Annotated in this window: 17 protein-coding genes and 2 pseudogenes; 3 read left to right on the top strand and 16 right to left on the bottom strand. The window is 63.6% G+C overall.

The window, feature by feature from the left end:
* Positions 1-46: 46 nt before the first annotated feature.
* The 3 genes and pseudogenes from Q9235_RS21580 to Q9235_RS21570 all read left to right on the top strand — a co-directional run.
* A pseudogene (locus tag Q9235_RS21580) lies at positions 47-327 on the top strand (transposase); the annotation flags it as partial.
* Positions 323-481, top strand: a pseudogene (locus Q9235_RS21575) (IS3 family transposase); the annotation flags it as partial. The pseudogenes Q9235_RS21580 and Q9235_RS21575, both read left to right, overlap by 5 nt.
* Positions 482-532: 51 nt before the next feature.
* Positions 533-919 (top strand): hypothetical protein, encoded by a 387-nt coding sequence (locus Q9235_RS21570; RefSeq protein ID WP_306223835.1) that lies wholly within the window; start codon positions 533-535, stop codon positions 917-919.
* Between the two features lie 326 nt (positions 920-1,245).
* Here the strand turns inward: Q9235_RS21570 and Q9235_RS21565 are convergent, their stop codons facing one another.
* The 16 genes from Q9235_RS21565 to Q9235_RS21490 all read right to left on the bottom strand — a co-directional run bounded on the left by Q9235_RS21565 (position 1,246) and on the right by Q9235_RS21490 (position 18,961).
* Positions 1,246-2,280, bottom strand: coding sequence for a proline racemase family protein (locus Q9235_RS21565; protein WP_306223834.1), 1,035 nt, complete (start codon positions 2,278-2,280; stop codon positions 1,246-1,248).
* 30 nt (positions 2,281-2,310) lie between these two features.
* Positions 2,311-3,063, bottom strand: a complete 753-nt coding sequence (locus Q9235_RS21560) for an SDR family oxidoreductase (protein ID WP_306223833.1) — start codon at positions 3,061-3,063, stop codon at positions 2,311-2,313.
* Positions 3,064-3,072: 9 nt separating this feature from the next.
* Positions 3,073-3,867 (bottom strand): aspartate dehydrogenase, encoded by a 795-nt coding sequence (locus Q9235_RS21555; RefSeq protein WP_306223831.1) that lies wholly within the window; start codon positions 3,865-3,867, stop codon positions 3,073-3,075.
* Positions 3,864-4,658, bottom strand: a complete 795-nt coding sequence (locus tag Q9235_RS21550; RefSeq protein WP_306223830.1) for an alpha/beta fold hydrolase — start codon at positions 4,656-4,658, stop codon at positions 3,864-3,866. Before Q9235_RS21550 ends, Q9235_RS21555 begins: the two co-directional genes overlap by 4 nt.
* Before the next feature lie 5 nt (positions 4,659-4,663).
* On the bottom strand, positions 4,664-5,179 hold the full coding sequence (locus tag Q9235_RS21545) for a cupin domain-containing protein (RefSeq protein WP_306223829.1): 516 nt from the start codon (positions 5,177-5,179) through the stop codon (positions 4,664-4,666).
* Between the two features lie 179 nt (positions 5,180-5,358).
* The gene (locus Q9235_RS21540) at positions 5,359-6,384 is read right to left on the bottom strand and encodes a LacI family DNA-binding transcriptional regulator (protein WP_306223828.1); all 1,026 of its coding nucleotides are present in this window, start codon (positions 6,382-6,384) and stop codon (positions 5,359-5,361) included.
* A 279-nt stretch (positions 6,385-6,663) separates the two neighbouring features.
* A complete protein-coding gene (locus tag Q9235_RS21535; protein WP_306223826.1) occupies positions 6,664-7,374 on the bottom strand; it encodes an MFS transporter in 711 nt (236 codons plus the stop codon).
* Positions 7,374-7,559, bottom strand: coding sequence for a hypothetical protein (locus Q9235_RS21530; protein WP_306223825.1), 186 nt, complete (start codon positions 7,557-7,559; stop codon positions 7,374-7,376). The genes Q9235_RS21535 and Q9235_RS21530 overlap by 1 nt, the downstream gene beginning before the upstream one ends.
* A gap of 710 nt (positions 7,560-8,269) precedes the next feature.
* Positions 8,270-9,553 carry an MgtC/SapB family protein gene (locus Q9235_RS21525; protein WP_054211506.1) on the bottom strand — a complete coding sequence of 428 codons (1,284 nt, stop codon included), beginning with the start codon at positions 9,551-9,553 and terminating at the stop codon, positions 8,270-8,272.
* 58 nt (positions 9,554-9,611) lie between these two features.
* Positions 9,612-10,058 carry a cytochrome b gene (locus tag Q9235_RS21520; protein WP_054211505.1) on the bottom strand — a complete coding sequence of 149 codons (447 nt, stop codon included), beginning with the start codon at positions 10,056-10,058 and terminating at the stop codon, positions 9,612-9,614.
* Positions 10,059-10,126: 68 nt separating this feature from the next.
* Entirely contained in the window at positions 10,127-11,653 is a 1,527-nt protein-coding gene (locus Q9235_RS21515) for a thymidine phosphorylase family protein (protein ID WP_082365521.1), read from the bottom strand.
* The gene (locus Q9235_RS21510; protein ID WP_054211504.1) at positions 11,650-13,008 is read right to left on the bottom strand and encodes an MBL fold metallo-hydrolase RNA specificity domain-containing protein; all 1,359 of its coding nucleotides are present in this window, start codon (positions 13,006-13,008) and stop codon (positions 11,650-11,652) included. Before Q9235_RS21510 ends, Q9235_RS21515 begins: the two co-directional genes overlap by 4 nt.
* A gap of 15 nt (positions 13,009-13,023) precedes the next feature.
* The gene (locus Q9235_RS21505; RefSeq protein WP_245282479.1) at positions 13,024-15,408 is read right to left on the bottom strand and encodes a phosphoketolase family protein; all 2,385 of its coding nucleotides are present in this window, start codon (positions 15,406-15,408) and stop codon (positions 13,024-13,026) included.
* A gap of 28 nt (positions 15,409-15,436) precedes the next feature.
* Positions 15,437-15,817 carry a hypothetical protein gene (locus Q9235_RS21500; protein ID WP_054211503.1) on the bottom strand — a complete coding sequence of 127 codons (381 nt, stop codon included), beginning with the start codon at positions 15,815-15,817 and terminating at the stop codon, positions 15,437-15,439.
* Positions 15,814-16,809: a ribose-phosphate pyrophosphokinase gene (locus tag Q9235_RS21495; RefSeq protein WP_054211502.1), complete on the bottom strand. Its 996-nt coding sequence runs from the start codon at positions 16,807-16,809 to the stop codon at positions 15,814-15,816. The genes Q9235_RS21500 and Q9235_RS21495 overlap by 4 nt, the downstream gene beginning before the upstream one ends.
* Before the next feature lie 31 nt (positions 16,810-16,840).
* Positions 16,841-18,961, bottom strand: coding sequence for a heavy metal translocating P-type ATPase (locus Q9235_RS21490; RefSeq protein WP_082737605.1), 2,121 nt, complete (start codon positions 18,959-18,961; stop codon positions 16,841-16,843).
* Between the last annotated feature and the right edge of the window lie 82 nt (positions 18,962-19,043).

Raw genomic sequence — 19,043 nt, 5'->3', positions numbered from 1 at the left:
TTCGTGGACACCGAGATTGGGTGTTTCATGAAACCGGAGGTGACGTATGCAGCGACGACAGTTTGGGCGTGAGTTCAAGATCGAGGCGGTCCGCCTGATCAAGGATCGCGGAGTGAGTGTGGCGCAGGCGTCTCGGGACCTGGATGTCCATGAGAACCAGTTGCGCAAATGGGTGAAGCTCTTTTCTGCCGATCCAGCGCAAGCCTTTCCTGGCCACGGCCAGATGAAGCCGGAGCAGCTTGAGATCGAGAAGCTGCGGCGCGAGGTGGCCAAACTCAAGGCGGAGCGCGATATCCTAAAAAAGGCCGCAGCCTACTTCGCGAAGGCCGAGCGGATTAGAGGCAAGGTGTATCGGACACGTGACGATGCTCGTGCCGACGTGTTCGATTACATCGAGCGCTTCTACAATGCCGTTCGCAGGCACTCGACCATCGGCTACATCAGCCCGGTCGAGTTCGAAAAGAAGGCCGGGTTAGCTTAACTGAGCGTCCACGAGACCGGCAGCAGGACAAGATCCGACTTTTTCACGCCAGTGGTGAAGGGTGGCGGCGATCGCCATGAGTATGCGTTTCATCGCGATGACATCGAAGGGTTTCTCGAACTCCTCGGAAAGGGCGCTCCTGTGATCACTGCCTGCCCGGACGAAGCCCTGCCGCTTCAACGGGCTGCGCGCACCTACGCCACGCCCCTCGACCGGCTGTGTATGAGTATCATCATCGGCCATACTGAGCTGGCCGGGCGAATTGAAGACTCTGGCGGTCTTGGACAATTCGTCATTACGAGGGCGGCCATTAAAAACTTCAAACGCCAGTTCCGCGAGGAAAGGGAGGACTACCTCCTAGAGGGCATGTTCCAATTTCGGCATATGCAGCAGCTGGAGCTTGATCTCGGTGGAAAGGTATTGCGGCCGGTGGCCTAGGCGACGCCAAATGCAATCATGATCCGCAGCATACTGCGAGCGCCAACAGCCCCTTTCGTTCAGGTGCGGATATCTAGGCGTACGCTCGAACCCACGAGATTGATCGATCACACCGCAGGGGCGATAGCCCGAGCCTTGAAGCCCTGACAGAAGTCAGAGGCCCGCCGCCCCACCGACGGCGGGCTAAGTGATTTCCGGCCTTCCGGCGATACCCCAAAACCAAAATGGATGCTGATCGCGAAGCGGCTCGTGTTCCTAAAACCAGATATTCGTCTAACCACCACGGCCATAGGCCGTGTTAGATCGCCCCCGTTTAATGAAGCGAATTAGGTCTCGACCGGCCAGGTATCCCCGATCCGGTAGCCGACAGGGAAGGGATCTGTGGGATCAAGCACGTATTGGTGAAACGCAGTAATCCAGGCCCGACCGGTGATGCTTGGAACGATGCCGGCGAGCCCGCCGACATCGACTGTTTCTTCGATCCGACCGCGGAACTCCGTATCGATGATCGAGCGATGGACGAATGTTTCGCCCTGCTTGACCTGCCCGCGCGCGTGGAGGACGGCCAGACGCGCACTGGTTCCGGTCCCGCAAGGCGACCGATCCAGGCGGCCAGGTGAAACGATCACCGTATTCTTCGACGTGCAGCCACCTGCATTCCTCTCAAGAGGGCCAGCGAACAGCGTCTGATTGATCGTGTGGATTTCCGGATTCTCAGGATGGACCGCCGGAATCTGGATAGCGGCCGCAGCCTTGATCTTCTCGCCGATCGTGACGAGGTCACGTGCCTCGGACGGATCGATCGCAAAACCAACCGACGCGGCATCGACCAAGACATAGTTCATGCCGCCGTAGGCCGCATCCACCTTGACCGTGCCGAGCCCTTCGACCTCGATCGGGATGTCGAGTCCGAAAACGAAGCACGGGACGTTGCGGAAAGTGACGTTCTTGACCCGCCCGCCTTCACACTCGGCCCGCACGCGGATGAGGCCGCCAGGTGCCTCGAGGGTAACTTCGGTGACCGGCTCGACCATCGGAAGCATTCCGGTTTCGAGCAGCGCGGTCACTGTGCAGATTGTGTTGGAGCCGGACATTGGCGGATAGGACGCCGACTCCATGATGATGTAGCCGGCATCCGCTTCCGGATGCTGGGACGGCAGCACGAGGTTGACGCACTGGGTGACCTTCCCCCGCGGTTCGTGGAGGAGGAATTGCCGAAGCTCGTCGCCCTTCGTTTCCAGGTGACGAGCCTTCTCGAACATCGTTTTGCCCGGAACGTCGATGACGCCACCGGTGATAACCTCGTTGAGTTCGCCTTCGGCATGGACACCGACGACGTTGATCATACGGCTGAAGCGCATGGTCCACTGATCTCCATGCTATCTCGGGAGCTATTGAGCGGTCATGCCGCCGTCCACGGTGAACGTGGACCCAGTAGCGAAGACGGCGTCGTCCGAAGCGAGCCAGAGGATGATCGACGAGATATCCTCGGGTTTGCCCATCTGGTTCAGGGGCGAGCGCGCCTTGAGACCGGCGACGAAAGCATCAGGATCAGGTACCTGCGTCAGCATGCGCTCGTAGTATTTGGACCAGATAACCCCCGGGGCAACCGCGTTCACCCGGATATTGTCCTTCGCGTGGTCCAGGGCCATCGCTCTGGTCAGAGCGTCGACGCCGCCCTTGGCTGCCACATAAGCAGCGCGCTCACGAATTCCTACATGAGCGACATTCGAGGCGGTGTTGACGATCGCACCACCGCCGGCCTTGCGCATGACGGGGATGACGAATTTCGAGCAAAGATAGACGCTTTTCAGATTGATAGAGACGATATCGTCCCAATCTTCCTCAGCGATCGTCACCACATCGCCCAATGAGCCCTTGCCAGCATTGTTTACCAGCACGTCAATCCGGCCGAATGCATCAAGCGTGGCCATGACCATCTGGTCTACTGCGGCTGAATTCCGAACGTCCACCGTGACAGCAAGCGCTGAAGGCCCGATCTCGGCAGCAATGGCTTTGGCGCCCTCCCCATCCCAGTCTGCGACGACGACCTTCGCACCCTCGGCTGCAAACTGGCGCGCGGTGGCAGCACCGATGCCGGCTGCAGCGCCCGTGATGATCGCGACTTTATTCTCGAAACGCATGTGACCCTCTCAGAGAGCTAAAACTTGGGCAACTCGGCGCACTTCCAGCTCAAGGCTGAGTGCGGCGAGCATCGACGTCTTGGGGTTTTCAGGCAGGGGTACGTTGCGCAGCCGGATGTTGATCTCTCCGAAAGCCCCGCGCGCACTGATTTCGTGCTCGTTGCGATCCGCCGTTGGATCGGCAAGCAGCCGGACTGTCGTATCGTCGAAGCCCGCTCCGGCTAGAGCGACTGCTGCAGTCACATTGGCATTCTTGGGATAAAGCCTGGCCGCCTCTCGCGCAGACCCCTCGAAAATTGTCGTCGGTGAAACGATCGCATCGAGATCGAACGCATCCGACGCTGGTGTCTCAGCCCAAGCGCGCGGTGGCTTTTTCCCCGTATAGACGACGCGATCGAGGCCTGTGTCGCGAGCAGCGCGAAGCGCGTCGAGCCCACCGACCGCCCCAGAAGGCACGATCAATCGTCCACCACCGTCTTGGGAGGCTTGCATCAGGTGCGATAGCAGCCGGTCGTCCGACAAGGCTCCTACCGACGCGATTACAACGTCAATACCAGCCCCCAAGAGATGGGGAACAACATCGGTGACAGCTGAGTGCCCGGCGCACTCGGCGACGAGTGTCGGCCGCCAGTCCAGCAGCTGATCAATGCGAGAGAATTCAAGCAAAGGCGGCTCGACGACGCCAGTCTCCTGAACGAGCACCGCCCCCACATCCAGGGTTGGCGTGCCATGAGCCAACCTTTGCTGGAGGGCCCGGGCCATCGCACCGTAGCCAATGAGTGCCAGTCGGACAGGGTTTTTCACGCCGCCGACTCCGTCAGAAATGCGAGATCCTGAACAAACCGGGCCGGATCGACGCGAGGGAAAAAATGACCTCCATCTCTCGCCAACAGCCGTGCGCCCCGAATCTGCTTCGCAAGAGCCTCCGAGCGGCCAAAGGCAATAATCATGTCGTCCCGCGAGCCAATGACCAGAGTTGGCGCCACGATCCGATCCAGATCCGCAGAACGGTCAAACCGGAAAAGCATCCGTAGACGTTCCATGGCTACCGATATGGGATGCAGGTCGGCGGCGGCCGCCGCGACCGCGTCCCGAAGAATCCTGGGGTTCTGATCGATCCAATCAGGTGGGAAGCCGATCAACTGGGTCAGCCGCGCGTAGGCTTCAGGACCATCAACCTCAAGCATTCTCAGCCTTGCAGCGAAGAGAGCCTCGAAGTGAAGGGTCGGTTTGTCCCATGTCGCAGACAGGACCAAACGATTGACGCGATCGGCATGATCGATCGCCATGACCTGTGCGATGGCACCACCAGTCGAATGGCCGACAAGATGCGCGCTATCGATCGAGAGCTGGTCCAGAATATCAACCAGATCGGCGGCTAGCCCCTCGACGGAATAGGTCGCCACCGGCCGGTCGCTGCGTCCGGCGCCACGGTGGTCGAACTGCACCACGCGAAAGCGTTCGGACAGCTTCGGTGCGATACCAGACCAGAAATTCGCCGACCCACCAAGGCCAGGGATCAGGACAACGGGCTGCCCCTCCCCAGTAACCTCCACATGAAGCTTGTAGCCATCGCGCGTCTGAATAGCGGGCACGGCTGTCAGACTTTCTCGCTACCAGCGGCGAAGACGGTTCGACGCTCAATCTCCAGCACATTCTCGGGACGCGGGAATGGCGTAGGATCCTCCCCGCCCTCGACCTTTCGCCGGCCGATCGCTTCGAAGAAATCTTCGAGACCATTGGGAACAATCAACCACATCCAATGCAGTTCGACCGAACCCGTATTGATGAATTTATGGCGACGGTTCTTGCCGACGAAGATGGTTGTGCCTGGCGTAATGGCATGCTCGACACCATCGACGATCGCCGTTCCCGTGCCCGAAATGAAGTGCAGCACCTCTTCATTCTGGTCGTGCGCGTGCTCGCGGACGAACCCTCCCGGCGGCAGGGTCTGCGTGCCCAATCCGATAGGGTGCTCCATGTCGATCAGCTTCGGCGCAACACGAACCGAAATGTAGCCGTTTGCCGGCTCGGGCTGCCAATGATTGTCGCCTTCACGCGGCGAGAGAACCATTGTGGCGCCGCCGTTTTCGTCAGCAGCAGTGATGATTGGCATCGAAATGCTCCACTCGGCCCGTAGATCGGACGTTGAGGCCCTTGCAGATCTTCTCAGCGCTCCTCGGCCCAACTTATCGGAGCCAGCATCAATGTAAAGCTTTTCATTCAAACTTGAGTGCAGATTCCAACGCTGACTCGAGCGCAGTTAAAAGGGGGCGGATTGCCAGGGTGTCAGGTTTAAGCTTTTGGCCGCCCGGTGGAACTGCGGATCGCCAGCGTAGTGGGCAGGCAGACCGGCCTTAGGGCACGCTGCTCATCGAGAGCTCCGGCGATGCTCTCGCCTGCCAGCCTGCCCATTTCCTCTGCGCCGATCACGACCGTTGTCAGCGGTGGATCCATCAGCGCAGCAAAATCGAGATCGTCGAAGCCTGTCACAGACAGATCCTCAGGCACCCGGATACCGAGTTGCCGGCATGCGTGAAGAACACCGAACGCGAGGATGTCGCTGCTGCAGACCACGGCAGTTACGTCTGGATGACTGGCGTGCAGTTCCTTCATCGCCTCGATGCCGTCAGCCAATGAGTAGGCCTTCTCGATAACCGGCGCGTCTTCGCTCAGGCCATTTTTCCCAAGCGCCTCTCGGAAGGCTGCCACACGGGCCAATTGCCGGTCATTGCCCTTCAACGGCCCCGAGATCATGGCCAACCGCTCGTGCCCGAGCGCCAACAGATGATCGATCGGCTGAGAGATCGCAGCTTTGTTGTCGAACCCGATCGCTGGTTGCGCCGCGCCCGGCGTGAAGGAGTAGGTCTGCACCCAGGGCGTGCCCTTGATCCGCAGAAAATTCAGCAGATTCTCATCTTCGACCTTGCCGACGACCATGAGGGCTTCGGCACCACGCTCGACGACTTGCATGACCGCCGGCAGGATGTGCGCGTTATCAAAGCCGACCGTCAGAACGACGACAGTGTAGCCCGCCTTGGCGAGGCTGGCCTGAAATGCATTGACCAGTCGAGCATAGATCGCGTGATCGAGCGTCGGAATGACGGCGCCCACAATATGGGTCCGTTGCAGTCGCAGCGCTTTGGCCGCAGAATTGGGAACATAGCCGACGGCCGCCGCCGCCTTGATAACACGTTTGCGGACATCCTCACGGACCAGGTCCGGCTCGTTGAATGTACGCGATACCGTCGCGATCGAAACGCCAGCATCTTCCGCGACACGGAAGACCCCTCGTTTGGGCGCAGGCTTTGTTTCAACCATCACTGATCAACCATTGTCTGCGGACCATGGGGGCAGCGGCTGTCGAGGTCCGAACAATCGCTCAAAGCATAGCTTACGAAGGAATGGCAACCCGCTCGCGACATAGACCTCAGAACAGCACAGGGGCCGGCGCAACAACGGTAGCGCCACGCCAGCACCAACTCCGGCTAGCGCAGCTTATCATGTGCCGTATTCCGCAAGGTCAGAATGACCACTGTCGAAGTGGCAGCCGCCCCGGTACATACCAAGTCGGCGATAGCGGCGAGCCAGTCTGATTGTTCAGCCAGGTTGAGATGAACGTAGAGAAGCCGCCGAAGATCGCCGTCGCGAGCCCATAGCCCACCGACATACCGGTGGTGCGCAGATCGGTCGGAAACATTTCCGACATCGTCGCCGGAGCCACGCCAGCGAAGATCGTGACAAGCAGCCCCGCCCCCTCACCGCCGGGAAGGACAAAGTTGGCGAAGCCTGGGTTACGAGCATGTTGAACACGGGGTACGGAATGACCACGAACGCAGCAGCCGCGATGAGAAGGAGCGGCTCGCGGCCGATTTGATCAGACAGCCATCCCCTGAAGGGAAGGCGCCAGCCCCAGATCTCCAGATCCTGCGTCGACAGCGTCGACGTCAGCAGCGCCGCTGCACCGGAGCCAACGAGTGTTTCGAAGATCGTGCTGCATTGCTGCATGCTGCTGAACAGCGCACGACGCCTTTCCGGTGTCCATTCGACGAGGAAGGCAACGCCGTTTCCAAGCTCTCCACCGGCGGAGAAGCCCTGGGGCAACCTGCCGACGACGAGCAGTATCGGAGCCCTAACTCTAATCGCCGCATAAGGCAGCAGTATGCCCATCAGCAGCGTTCCGAGGCCCATCATGGGCATAGCGATGAGCAGGGAGAGCTTGCGACCCCGGGAATCACCCAGCCTGCCGAAGAAGACCGCTCCGAGCGGCCTGGCAACGAAGCCAATCCCGAAAGCGACAAGTGTGCTCATCAGAGCAGCCGTTTCGTTCTCGCCCGGAAGAAATTCTTCGCGATGCTGGTCGCAAGGAAGGCATAGATCGCGAAATCGAACCATTCGAGCGCGTTTCCCACCACGGTCGCGATTGCGGCTCGTTTACGCGAGACGTTGCCCTCACCCGCGCCTCCGGCGGCGCGGAATCCCGTTGGAGCCAGCACTTCCCAATCCCAACTTCAATTTATCAACACCCGCATTAATTCGGAAAACGTTTTCATTGGCCGCCAATGCGCCGCTAACCCAAAAAATCACCGTTGACTTCGTCCGTAAACGTTTTCAGAAATAGCTACTCCTGAGCTGCCGCTTAGGGGTAGCTGACGCACTCACTAGTCAGAACGATCGGCCACATGCTCGCATTTGTTATCAGGCGCATTGTCACGATTGTTGGCAGACATGCGTTGAGCTGGACGACCTGGATGTCAGACGGACCGCTCGGATCGGTATCGAGGAGGGCCATGGGGTGGACGGGCCACGAGGCCACCGGGTTGCTCCTCCTGTCGGCGATACGCGACCGCCTCAACGGTGGTGCTTGAGGATCTCGGGGCTGCTGCAATGGTAATGCCGCAGGCGTTGCACGCCGCCGCGCAGCATGGACCTGACGGCCTTCCGGCCTCCGGGTTGCCGTGCCCATGTTGGTGTTGGCTCGCTGTGATTTTCGATGCGTCGACCTGGGAGAACCCAGCCGTCGGCTCCTCCAGGCAATGGACGGGATGGGCGCTGATCGTCGGTACCGCGATCAGCACGAACGCGAGCGCCACGATCAGCGCTCTTCTCAGTCCGGCAATGGTCTTCGCCAAAGTCCGCATCCGCTCAACGGTGGATCCTCGGACCCAAAGCTAGCGCAATGCCCGACGTCGCGAATTAACCCCGATCAAGGATTCGGAGTGCCCAGGAGGCCCGCCCACTCGAAATGCGGCAAGGTGACGAATGCCGCGTAACCCAACGCAGCCGCGACGATCGTGGCGCCGATGTATGGCAACCAGAAGCGGACAGGTCCGGTTGCGATCGCGACCGAGATGCGCCCGACAGCATTGCTCGCGAGCGCCAGCAGGACAGCGTGGCCGACGGCCTCGGGCGATGCCGACTGCCCGAGAAGCCGCAAGGCGCTGAGCACGGCGACGTCCACGTCGAAAAGCCCCGAGATCGCGGAGGTCGCGATCATTCCGCGGCTGCTTCCGATCGACAGCACGGCGCTGATCGTCGAGACGACGCCGAAGAGCACGGCGAAGGCCAGGAGCGGTCCGAGCTCGAAGGGATTTCGGGGCGGTTCCGTACCGTCTCCGTCCACCCGTCCCCGCGACAGAAAGAGGGCGCCGGATGCCCCGAAGCCGACAATCGCGGCAAGCATCGCGGTGCCGGAAACGCCGAGCAGCGATGGCGCGACGATGGTCACGATCCCCGCCACGCGCAGCACGGAAACGCCCGCGGCGAGCGCAGCCGCTCCGGCGAGCGGCCAGGGACTTCCTCCCGCTGCCGCCGTTCGCGCCAGCGCGACGGTGACGGCGGTCGAGGAGACGATCGCGCCTGCCAGGCCGCCTACCAGGACGCCGCGAGCGGTACCGAGGGCCCGGACGGCGATATAGCCGAGATAGGAAATCGCGGCCGTCAGCACCGTGAACAGCCACACTTGCCGGGGGTTGAAGCCTCCCCATGGATCGATCGTACGCGCAGGCAGGAGGGGCAGGACGATCGCGGTCATCACGGCGAGCACGAGTGCCGAGCGCAGTTCGATCCAGGAAATCCTCCTGAGCAGCCCGTGCAGGAGATCGCGACTGGCAAGAACGGCCGCGAGCGCGGCTCCGCCCGCCGCCGCGACGCGTTGATCGCCCGTGACCGCGAGGGCGCCGAGCGCGAACACGCCGAGAGCGGCGATGACACCGGTCACGCTGAAGCTCTCGTCGTGCATGGATTCGCGCGCCTGGTACCACGCAAAGACGGCGGTGAAGGCCAGGAACGTGGCGATGAGGACCGCGGGCGTGTTCAGGCTGAGGCTGAGGGCCGCGGCGACGCCGCCCAGCAGTCCAGAGATCCCAAAGGTGCGTATACCCGCCGTCCGGCCGCCATCGGGCGTGTCGCGTTCTCGCCACCCACGCTCCAGTCCGACGAGCAAGCCGATGGCCAGAGCAAGGCCGAGCTGCGGGATCAACGAGTCCATTGTGCGTCCGCTCCGGAGCCGATCTCCGACGCCCGGTTCCTGGCGACGGCACGCCTCATCAGCCCTTGATCATCCTGCGCAAGACGTCGTCGCGGCGATAGAGGTGATGCCAGAGCGCAGCGACGATGTGGATGAGGACCAATGCCAGGAGCAACCAGCTCAGGTATCTATGGAGAGGCGCGACCCGGAAGGTGAGATACATCGCGATCGTTCCGGTCACCGGCAGCGCGATCAAGAGGCCGTACAGCGCTATGTGTGTGGCTGAAGCTACCCGAGCTTCCAATCGCGAGGTGCCATCGGGAGGAAGGGGCTTGCCGCGGACGAGCCGGATCGCAAGCTGTAGCAGCGCCATCAGCAGGATCAGCCATCCGCTCCAGGCGTGAACCTGATGCAGGAACAAGTCGATGGGAGCAGGCTTGAGGAAGCCGTGCGCCAGGTGCGTGCGCTGGATCGCCCAGGCCGTCGGCACCTGGATGATGCAAAGGAGCGGCACGATCCAATGCATGGTTCGTTGGTAGACGTTGAACGCCTGCGTCCCGGGACAAGCCAGCGTGGAAGGCCATAGCTCGAGCCTCACGGCTCGACCTTGACGATGTCTCCGGCACGCGAGGCGTAGTCGAGCGCGTAGGATAATTCCGAAGCCGTTTCGGCGTGGACATGCAGGAGGGGCTGGCCCCTGTCGATCGTCGCGCCCAACCGGACCTCCATATGGACGCCCGCGGCCTTGGCCTCCGGCGCTCCCGCCAGCTTGGCAAGCCTGGCGACCTTGCGGTTGTCGATATGAACCACGCGACCAGCGCTTGGGGCGACGAGCGCGTGGACGCTCGATGCCTTTGGCGGTGCGCGCAACCCGCCCTGCGCCCGGCAGATTGCCTCGAACTTCGTCCAGGCCTTGCCGCTGCTCAACGTTTCAAGGGCCATCACGGTGCCGCGTCCTTGTTCGGCCTTGCCACCGATCTCAAGGGCCGCGCCCGCGAGCAGGGCGGCACGCTGGCGCAGATCGTCGGGGGCATCGGGCGCGTTCTGGAGCACGGCGAGGACATCGAAAGCCTCGAGGGCCGGGCCGATACCTCGCCCCACGGGCTGTGCCCCGTCGGTCTGGAGACATGTCGCGCTGAGGCCGAAACGTGCCGCGACCGCGCTCATGCGATCCGCGAGATGATCGGCGGCCTCGCCGCTGCGGACCTTGGCGGTCGGCCCGACGGGGATGTCGATGACGACATGGGTCGAGCCCGCGGCGATCTTCTTCGAGAGGACCGATGCGATGAGCTGACCTTCGGTGTCGACGTCGAGTTCACGCTCGACGCGAACGAAGATGTCGTCCGCGGGGCTGAGGTGCACGGCGCCGCCCCATGCCACGCATCCGCCCTCGGCCTCGACCACTCGCCGTAGCTTCGCCATGTCGAGATCGACCGGCGCGAGCGTCTCCATGGTATCGGCCGTTCCAGCCGGAGAGGTGATGGCGCGGGAGGAGGTCTTGGGCATGACCAAGCCGTTCGCCGCAACGATGGCGACGACGATCGGGGTCGTTCGGTTGCCGGGAAGGCCGCCGACGCAGTGCTTGTCGACCACGATCGGTGCATCCCATCGCAGATGGTCACCGACCTTGACCATCGCATCCGTCAGATCGGCCGTCTCGCCCTCGTTCAGCGGCAACGCGGCACTGGCCGTCAGGAAGGCTGCGAGATGGACGTCGGTGTAGCGCCCGGCGACCACGTCCCCGACGATAGCGGAGAACGCCTGCGCATCGAGCCGGTTGCCGTAGATGCGCCGGCGCACGCTTGCCAACGACGAGATGGCGGGCGGATGGCTGACGGTGATCGCCTCGCCCTCCGTGATGCCGAGAAGGTCCCAGGCCGTCTCGGAAAGCCCGGCCTCATCGAGGGCGAGGAGCGAGTCCCCTTCGACCTGGAACAGCGTCGCCTGGACATGCCGCTCGCCATTGGAAAGCAGAACCTGTGATCGGGCGGCCAATCCCTCGGAGCGACAGACGTGGCAGTCGGTCCGCATGACGACGACCGCCTGGTGCTGCGAGTGCAGGTGTAGCCGCCTGGCTCGCAACGTCGGTTGGGTGACGGCGGGATCGTTGGGCATCGTCATAGGTCGAAGGACTGGTTCATGCGAGGGATGGTGGCGTTCCAGCCGAGCTCGCGGTCGATTCGCACGCGCAAGGCTTCCGAAGCATCATCCTCACCGTGAACGATGAAGGCGCGGCTTGGCGCGCGCCGAAAGCCCGACAACCAGCGCATCAATTCGTTCGCGTCAGCGTGCGCGGAGAGCATCGACAACTCGGCGACTTCCGCCTGGACGGGGATCCACTCGCCATGGATCTTGGTCTCGTGTGCGCCTTGCAGCATGGCGCGGCCGCGAGTGCCCGCAGACTGGAAGCCGGAGAACAGGATCGTATTCTTCGAGTCGGGGGCAAACGCCTTGAGATGGTGGAGGACGCGCCCGCCGGTCGCCATCCCGCTCGCCGAGATCACCACCTTGGGATAGGGGCTGGCCGTGATCGCCTTGGAACCCTCGACGTCCCGAGTATAGGTCGCGACCGCACAGACGGCGGTGCACACCTCCACAGGCAGCCGATGGTCGGCGCGATGGGCGTGCAGCAGATTGGTTGCATCGATCGCCATGGGGCTGTCCAGGTAGATCGGGACGTTGGCAAGCTGCCCATTCGTCTTGAGCTTCCACAGATGGTAGAGCAGCGATTGGGCGCGCCCGACCGCGAAGGCCGGGATCACCAGCGTTCCGCCCCGCTCGACCGTTCTCTTGACGATCGCACCGAGCGCTTCGGTGGGATCGGCCGGGTCATGGACGCGGTTGCCGTAGGTCGATTCCACGAGAACATAGTCCGCTTCGGGCACGGCTTCGGGGTCGGGGAGAACCGGGTCGTCATAGCGCCCTATGTCGCCGGAGAAGGCGATACGGCGTCCGCCCCATTCGATATCGGCGGTGGCGGCACCCAGGATGTGCCCGGCGTGCCGGAACCTCAGCGTGGCGCCACCGGGAAGCCGAACGACCTCGCCGAATGGAACCGATGTGAAGAATTCGAGAGCGCGCTCGGCATCATGGCTTCCGTACAGCGGCAGGGCTGGCTTGTGCTTAGAAAATCCCTTCCTGTTGGCGTATTCGGCGTCCTTCTCGTTGAGGTGGGCGCTGTCCATCAGGATCAATTCGGCGATGTCGCTCGTGGCGGCGGTCGCGAAGATCTTGCCGCGAAAGCCCTCTCGAACCAGCCTCGGCAGATAGCCGGAATGATCGAGGTGGGCGTGCGTTAGCACCACCGCATCGATGCTCGACGGGTCGATGGGCAGCGGTTCCCAGTTCAGATCGCGCAGGTTCTTGAGACCCTGGAACAGGCCGCAATCGATCAGGATGCGGGTGTCGTTGTGGGCAAGGAGATGCTTGGAGCCGGTAACCGTACCGGCGCCGCCGAGGGAGGTGAGCGTGAGCATGAGCGTGACGGCCCTTCAGGTCGTTGAGATTAGGAGGTGGGCCGGGTCGCCGCGTCCATTGATGGCGTCGCGCTCGGCGGGTGTGAGCAAGTCGACTTGGGACCAGCCAGCGAGCGGCGCCGCCGCATCCACCAGATGCGCCCACGAGCAACGATTGGCGAAGAGCATCCCGGGCACGTCGAACGTGCCGCCGCGGCTGATATAGCCGAGCGCCGTGGTCCGCCGTGGTCCGCCGTCCAGCCGCCGCAACAGGCCAAGCATGGGTTCAGGCCTCGTATGGGTCACGATCACGCGCGGCAGATCCGGCGGGAACAACGCCGCGACTGCATCGTCGCCTGCCGTAAAGGCCGCCTCGATAGGATCGCGCGGCTGACGAAAGCGTCCGGGTTCGCAGATTCCTGTGACCAGGACTCGATGACCGTGCCGTCCAAGTCGGCTGGCGGCCTTCAGCGCCTCTTCCAACTGATAGGCGCCGATCGCGACGATCTGTAGGTCGGCTGCGTCCGGCACGCCCTCGAAATGGGCCGCGCCGTCCTCCACGAACCGGGTGGCCGTCTCGGCGTCGAGCCGATGCGGCATGTCGCGCTTGGAGACGATCAGGCAGGCCACCTGTCCGCGGCCGCCATAGACCGAGCGCAAGGCGGCCATGGCGGTGTTGGCGTCGACCGGGAACAGGACGCGTGCGGTGTCCGACATCTCGCCGAGTAGTGCCTCGCCGATCGTGGGATCCTGATGCGACTGCTCGTTCTTGGAATTCTCCCAGGTGTGGGAGGTGACGACGAGCGGCACGGATATCCAGCCTGGCTGCCGTCCGATCTCGCGCTGTCGCCGGGCGAAGACGATTTCCTGTCGCAGGCCGCCGAGCATCTTCATGGCGAAGGCCTCGTAACTGACGATCAGGTTGAGGCCACCTTTGTTGGCAAGCGCCGCGCCCGCCACCGCTTCCTCGTTTAGAGCGGTGATGACCGCTCCGTCCACGGCCTCCGCGGTCCCGGGTTCGCAGACGTTCACGCGATGGCGCAGGCGATCGAGCGTAGCGCCCATGTGATTGGATCGCAGTTCGTCGGGGTTTCCGACGCGCGGCCTCAGTTCCGGGTTGTGGTCGACCAGGCGCACGAACCACCGGTCGAGCGCATGCATAGCGCAATCTGCCGGGCTGCCGGCCCTCGTCCAATCGGGCTCAGGAAGTCGAGGGGAGGGCGGGTGCCGGAACGCCAGCGGGTGCCGGCTCTCGGGCGGGCGGTTCTGTTTCCCGTGAACCGCCAGCGCGCCGATGGCACGATCGAGCTCGTCCGACGGCACGAAGAGGGACCGCGCGGCATCGTTGAACGCTTGGCGCGCGACCTCGTCGTTCGACGGGTTGCCGCCGAGCGGCAGGTTATGCGCGGCGTTGGTGCCCGCTCCAGGGAACCCGAAGCCCTTGACCGTCTCGGCGATGACGTAGGGGATCGGCGCGGGATAGCGGCGGTCCGGGCGGGCCGCGAAGCGTTCGAGCCGCTCCTCCGCCGTGAGGATCGCCCAGGCAAAGGCTGCTGGATCCCGCCCGTCGATCGTGAAAGGGTCGAACCCATTATGGCGCAGATGGGAGGCGAGCCAGTCTGAGCCACCCTGCTGTGCGATTTGGGCTCGCTCCTCGATCCTGCGACCGTTGAGGATCATCACCGGGACCGCGATGCCGGAATCCTCGGCGCGCCACCAGCGCGGCGTCCAATCGGAACCTCGTTGTTCCTCGAAGGCGCCGTCGCTCAAGAACGCGACCAGCCGCTCGCCGGGGAGCGGCATGTGAACGTATTGTACCTCGGCAAAGCCGAGGTACCCTCCCTCCGAGATCGCACCGGCCGTGTTGGGGCCGGCGTGGCTTCCGAGCGGAACCGAGGCGTGTCCGTTTCCGTCGATCGCATAGGAATAGAAGTCGGTGGCAAGCCTCGAAAGCCCGGCTTCGCTACGATCGTAGCGGCCCTTTTGGACGGCGGACACGTCGCCGGTAAGGGCGTTGATCGCCTCTATGGAGGCGACGCAATGCCCCTGTCCCATGAGCCAGGAGCGCGTCGTCGCGGTGATCGCGTTGGCGACGAGATAGCCGACGAATGCGGGAACCATATTGAGCGAGCCGCCGGTATGTCCCTCCGGTGTGGCCTTGAAGGCCTCCGGCGGCAAAGGCGCGCCGGAGAGGTCCATCCTTCGGGCATAGGTCATGTGGACGACGGCCCACATGGCGGCCGACGCGAGGCGGTCCGCCGCCGCGAGCAAGCGGTAATACGCATCCACTTCGGTCGTTCTGCCGGCCGCGATCAGCCGCGCCCCCAGGGCCCGGACGCGATCCCTGGTTTCGGACGAGTGCTCGATGACGCCATAGCCATTGGCCCAACGCAGAAATTCGGGAGATGGATCGTGGTTCACTCGCTGGACCTTTCTGCGCGGATTGCTCTCAGGAGAGAAGTGCGCCTGCTGCTGCGCGAGCGGATACCTGGACCGAAGCCGCATAGAGGAGCGCTCTCAGAATGATCGTGAGAGCCACGCCCGCCAGAACCAGCCAGCACAGCCAGTACAACGCCCTCATCCACGGCGCCTCGGGCCGTCCCAGGTCCCGCTCGATTGCGTGCTTGTCGTACATTCCCCAAGCATGCATGAGCGCTCCCGCCAGCAGTAAGGGAACCGTAAGGTCGGCAACGTAGCGGGCGACCAGCAATCCGAGGCCGCCGCCGAACAGAGCGGCGCCGAAAGTCGAGGCCAATTCGGATCGCTTGAGCCTCGCGCTCGTCACCGCATTCTGCCCGCCCGGGACCTCGATTTGCGTGCGAGGCTTCATCGGCCGGACGTCCAGGGTGGCGGGTCACTGGCCGGAAAGGAGTCATATCCGGCTTGCTCAACCTCGTCGCGCGGTTCGGGCGGCCTGCGCCGCCGCACGAGTTGTTCCGCTGCATCTTCCGCGACCGACAACTCGCCTGCAATCAGTGAGGAAAGACCGATGGCATTGCTCTCGTGCTCGACTGCGTCCGTGGAGACGATCCTTTCGGATAGCGTGCGCAGGCGAGCATAGGAATCGTCGGCGAAGATGGCATGGACGACCGCAATGACGGGCTTGGGAAATGCTTGCAGCGGGAGCTTGCGCGCCGCCTCGATCAGGGTGTGGCCGGACGAGGCGATATCGTCGACGAGAACGGGTTGGCGCCCCTGCCATGCGGACAGGTCGGGCACATCGACATCGACGCTGCGATCCCCATGCCTCACCTTGCGAAGCACCGTCCAGGGAGCGCGGGCTCGTTCGGCAATCGCCGAAACCCATTGCTCGCTTTCCTCGTCCGGGCCGATGACGAGGGGCGAATGGACTTCCGCCGCGATCCAGTCGGCGAGAAGCGGGGCCGCATGCAGCGTGCTCGTGGCGATGGAATAGAGGGAGGAAAGCGCCGGATATCGGTGCAGGTGCGGGTCGACGGTAACCAGCCTGTCGAAGCTCGACGAGATGAGCCGCGCAAAGCTTCTCGAGGTCACGGCCTCTCCGGCCCTGAAACGCCGATCCTGCCGCATATAGGAGAGGTAAGGCGCAATCAGCGTCACCGTCCGCGCTCCGAGCGAGCGAGCCGCATCCGCAGCGAAGACCAGGCGCAGGAAGCCCTCGTCGGGCCTGGCCAGCGTGCCAACGAGATCGACCGGCCTGCCTGCGACATCCGACAGGAGGCGCACATAGCTCTCACCATCGGGAAAGCGGCGCGTTTCGAGCGCGCCGAACTCCCATCCTCCGGCATCCGCCAGCCGTTGCGCGAAGGCCTCGTTGCCGGGCAGGGGAAGGATCAGCCGCATCGCGGAACGCTTTCCTGTCGGTTCGTCGAAGTCATGCCTGGCGCCTGTAGAAGCGCAGGAACTGCGCGTTGATAGCGACGATCACGGTGCTGGCGGACATGAAGACGGCAGCCACGGCCGGGGTCATCAGGAAGCCTGTGCCAAAGGAAATGCCGGCGGCCATCGGGATGGCGATGGTGTTGTACCCGGTCGCCCAGATCAGGTTCTGAACCATCTTGCGATAGGTCGCGCGCGACAGGCCCAGGATCGCCCCGACATCGCGCGGATCGCTTCTGACAAGAACCACGTCGGCCGATTCCACGGCGACGTCAGTCCCGGCGCCGATGGCGACGCCCAGATCGGCCTGGACGAGGGCCGGTGCGTCGTTGACGCCGTCGCCGACCATGGCGACCGAGAGCCCGCGCGCCTGAAGCTCCTTGATCTTCTCGGACTTCTGGTCGGGGAGCACCTCGGCGAAGAACTCGGTGATGCCGAGTTCCTTGGAGACGGTCTCTGCAACACCCCTGGCATCGCCCGTCAGCATCACCGACCTGATGCCGAGGCGGGTGAGCTCGGCTATCGCCTCCCTCGATTCCGGCCTGACGATGTCGGCGAGTGCGAACAGGGCCCGGGGTGTGCCCTCCCTGACAAGCACGACGACCGTCTTGCCCTCGGCCTCGAGTCGCTTGAGCTCCGGGTGCTCGACGGGCTGGCCCTGCCGGGCGAGATGGCCGGGACTGACGATGCGCACGCCCTGGTCGCCGACCTTGGCGACGATGCCTTCGCCGGTGATGTTGCTGACCTCGGTCGCCTTCGGCAGCACGATGTTCCGCGCCTTCGCCTCGGCAACGATCCCGTGGGCGATCGGGTGCTCGGACTGGCTTTCGGCTGCGGCCGCGAAGGCCAGCTCGTCATCGACCTTGCCCTCGCCGAGCAACACGATGTCGCTGACCCCGAAGCGGCCCTCGGTCAGGGTGCCCGTCTTGTCGAAGACAGCAGCATTGAGATTGCGCGCGCGTTCGAAGGCGGCGCGGTCGCGGATCAGCAGGCCATTGCTGGCGCTGAGCGAGGTACTGACGGCGACAACGAGCGGGACGGCCAGGCCGAGCGCATGCGGGCAGGCCACGACCATCACCGTGACCATCCGCTCGAGCGCGAATTCGAGAGGGGCGGACAGGAGGAACCACCAGACGAAGAGCGTTCCGAAGCCGACGATGAGGGCGATGTAGGTCAGCCAGGCCGCAGCCCGGTTGGCGACGTCCTGCGTGCGCGAGCGTGTCGCCTGGGCCTTCTTCACGAGATCGATGACCTGAGCGAGATAGGTCGAGTCGCCCGTCGCGGTCACCTCGATCGTCACCGCGTTGGCGCCGTTGATCGCGCCACCGATCGCCGTCGCGCCGACCGTCTTGGTGACGGGCCTGGACTCGCCCGTAAGCATGGCCTCGTTGAAGCCTGAGGAACCCTCCAGGATCCTGCCGTCGACGGGGACCTTGGCGCCCGGCCGGACGATCACGCGATCGCCCGGCTTCAGCGCCGAGATCGGAACCTCGCGCGTGCTGCCGTCGGCCTCGATCCTCGTTGCGCTGTCCGGCAGGAGCCGCACCAACTCCTCGAGGGCGCGTGAGGCGCCCATGACGGAGCGCATCTCCACCCAGTGCCCGAGCAGCATGATGACGATGAGCGTCACCAGCTCCCAGTAGAAGGCCTCTCCGGGAAAGCCGAAGGTGACGGCGGCGGAGAAGAAATAGGCTGCCGAGATCGCCAGCGCGATCAGGGTCATCATTCCGGGCTGCCCCTTACGCAGCTCGGAGGCGAAGCCTGTCAGGAACGGCCAGCCGCCGTAGAGATAGGCGGCCGTGGACAGCGCAAAGAGAACATAGCCGTCACCCGGAAAAGCGAGGGCGCTGGTAATGCCGAGCCAGTGCTGGATCATCGGCGACAGCAGCAGAACCGGCGGTGTCAGGACTAACGTTACCCAGAAACGTCGGCGAAAATCGGCGACCATGGCGCCATGGTCGTGTCCGCCATGTCCAGCATGCTCGGAATGGCTCGATCCGGCTGCCATGACCACCTTCGGGCTGTCGTGACGGTCGTGGACCGAGTGCCCGCTCGCCTGGTGACCCTCATGGCCGCGATGCCCGTGATGGCCATGGTCAGAATGCGGCGAACTCATAGTCTGTTCCTTGGCACGGCTGCGGAGGATAACGCAGGACAGCGCTACAGCGGCGAGCATTTCGGAGGCCGCGAGGGTCGCC

The sequence above is a fragment of the Bosea beijingensis genome (assembly GCF_030758975.1).
GTDB lineage: Bacteria > Pseudomonadota > Alphaproteobacteria > Rhizobiales > Beijerinckiaceae > Allobosea > Allobosea beijingensis.
The sequence above is the reverse complement of the archived record's forward strand: the minus strand, read 5'-3'. Positions and strand labels throughout refer to the sequence as shown.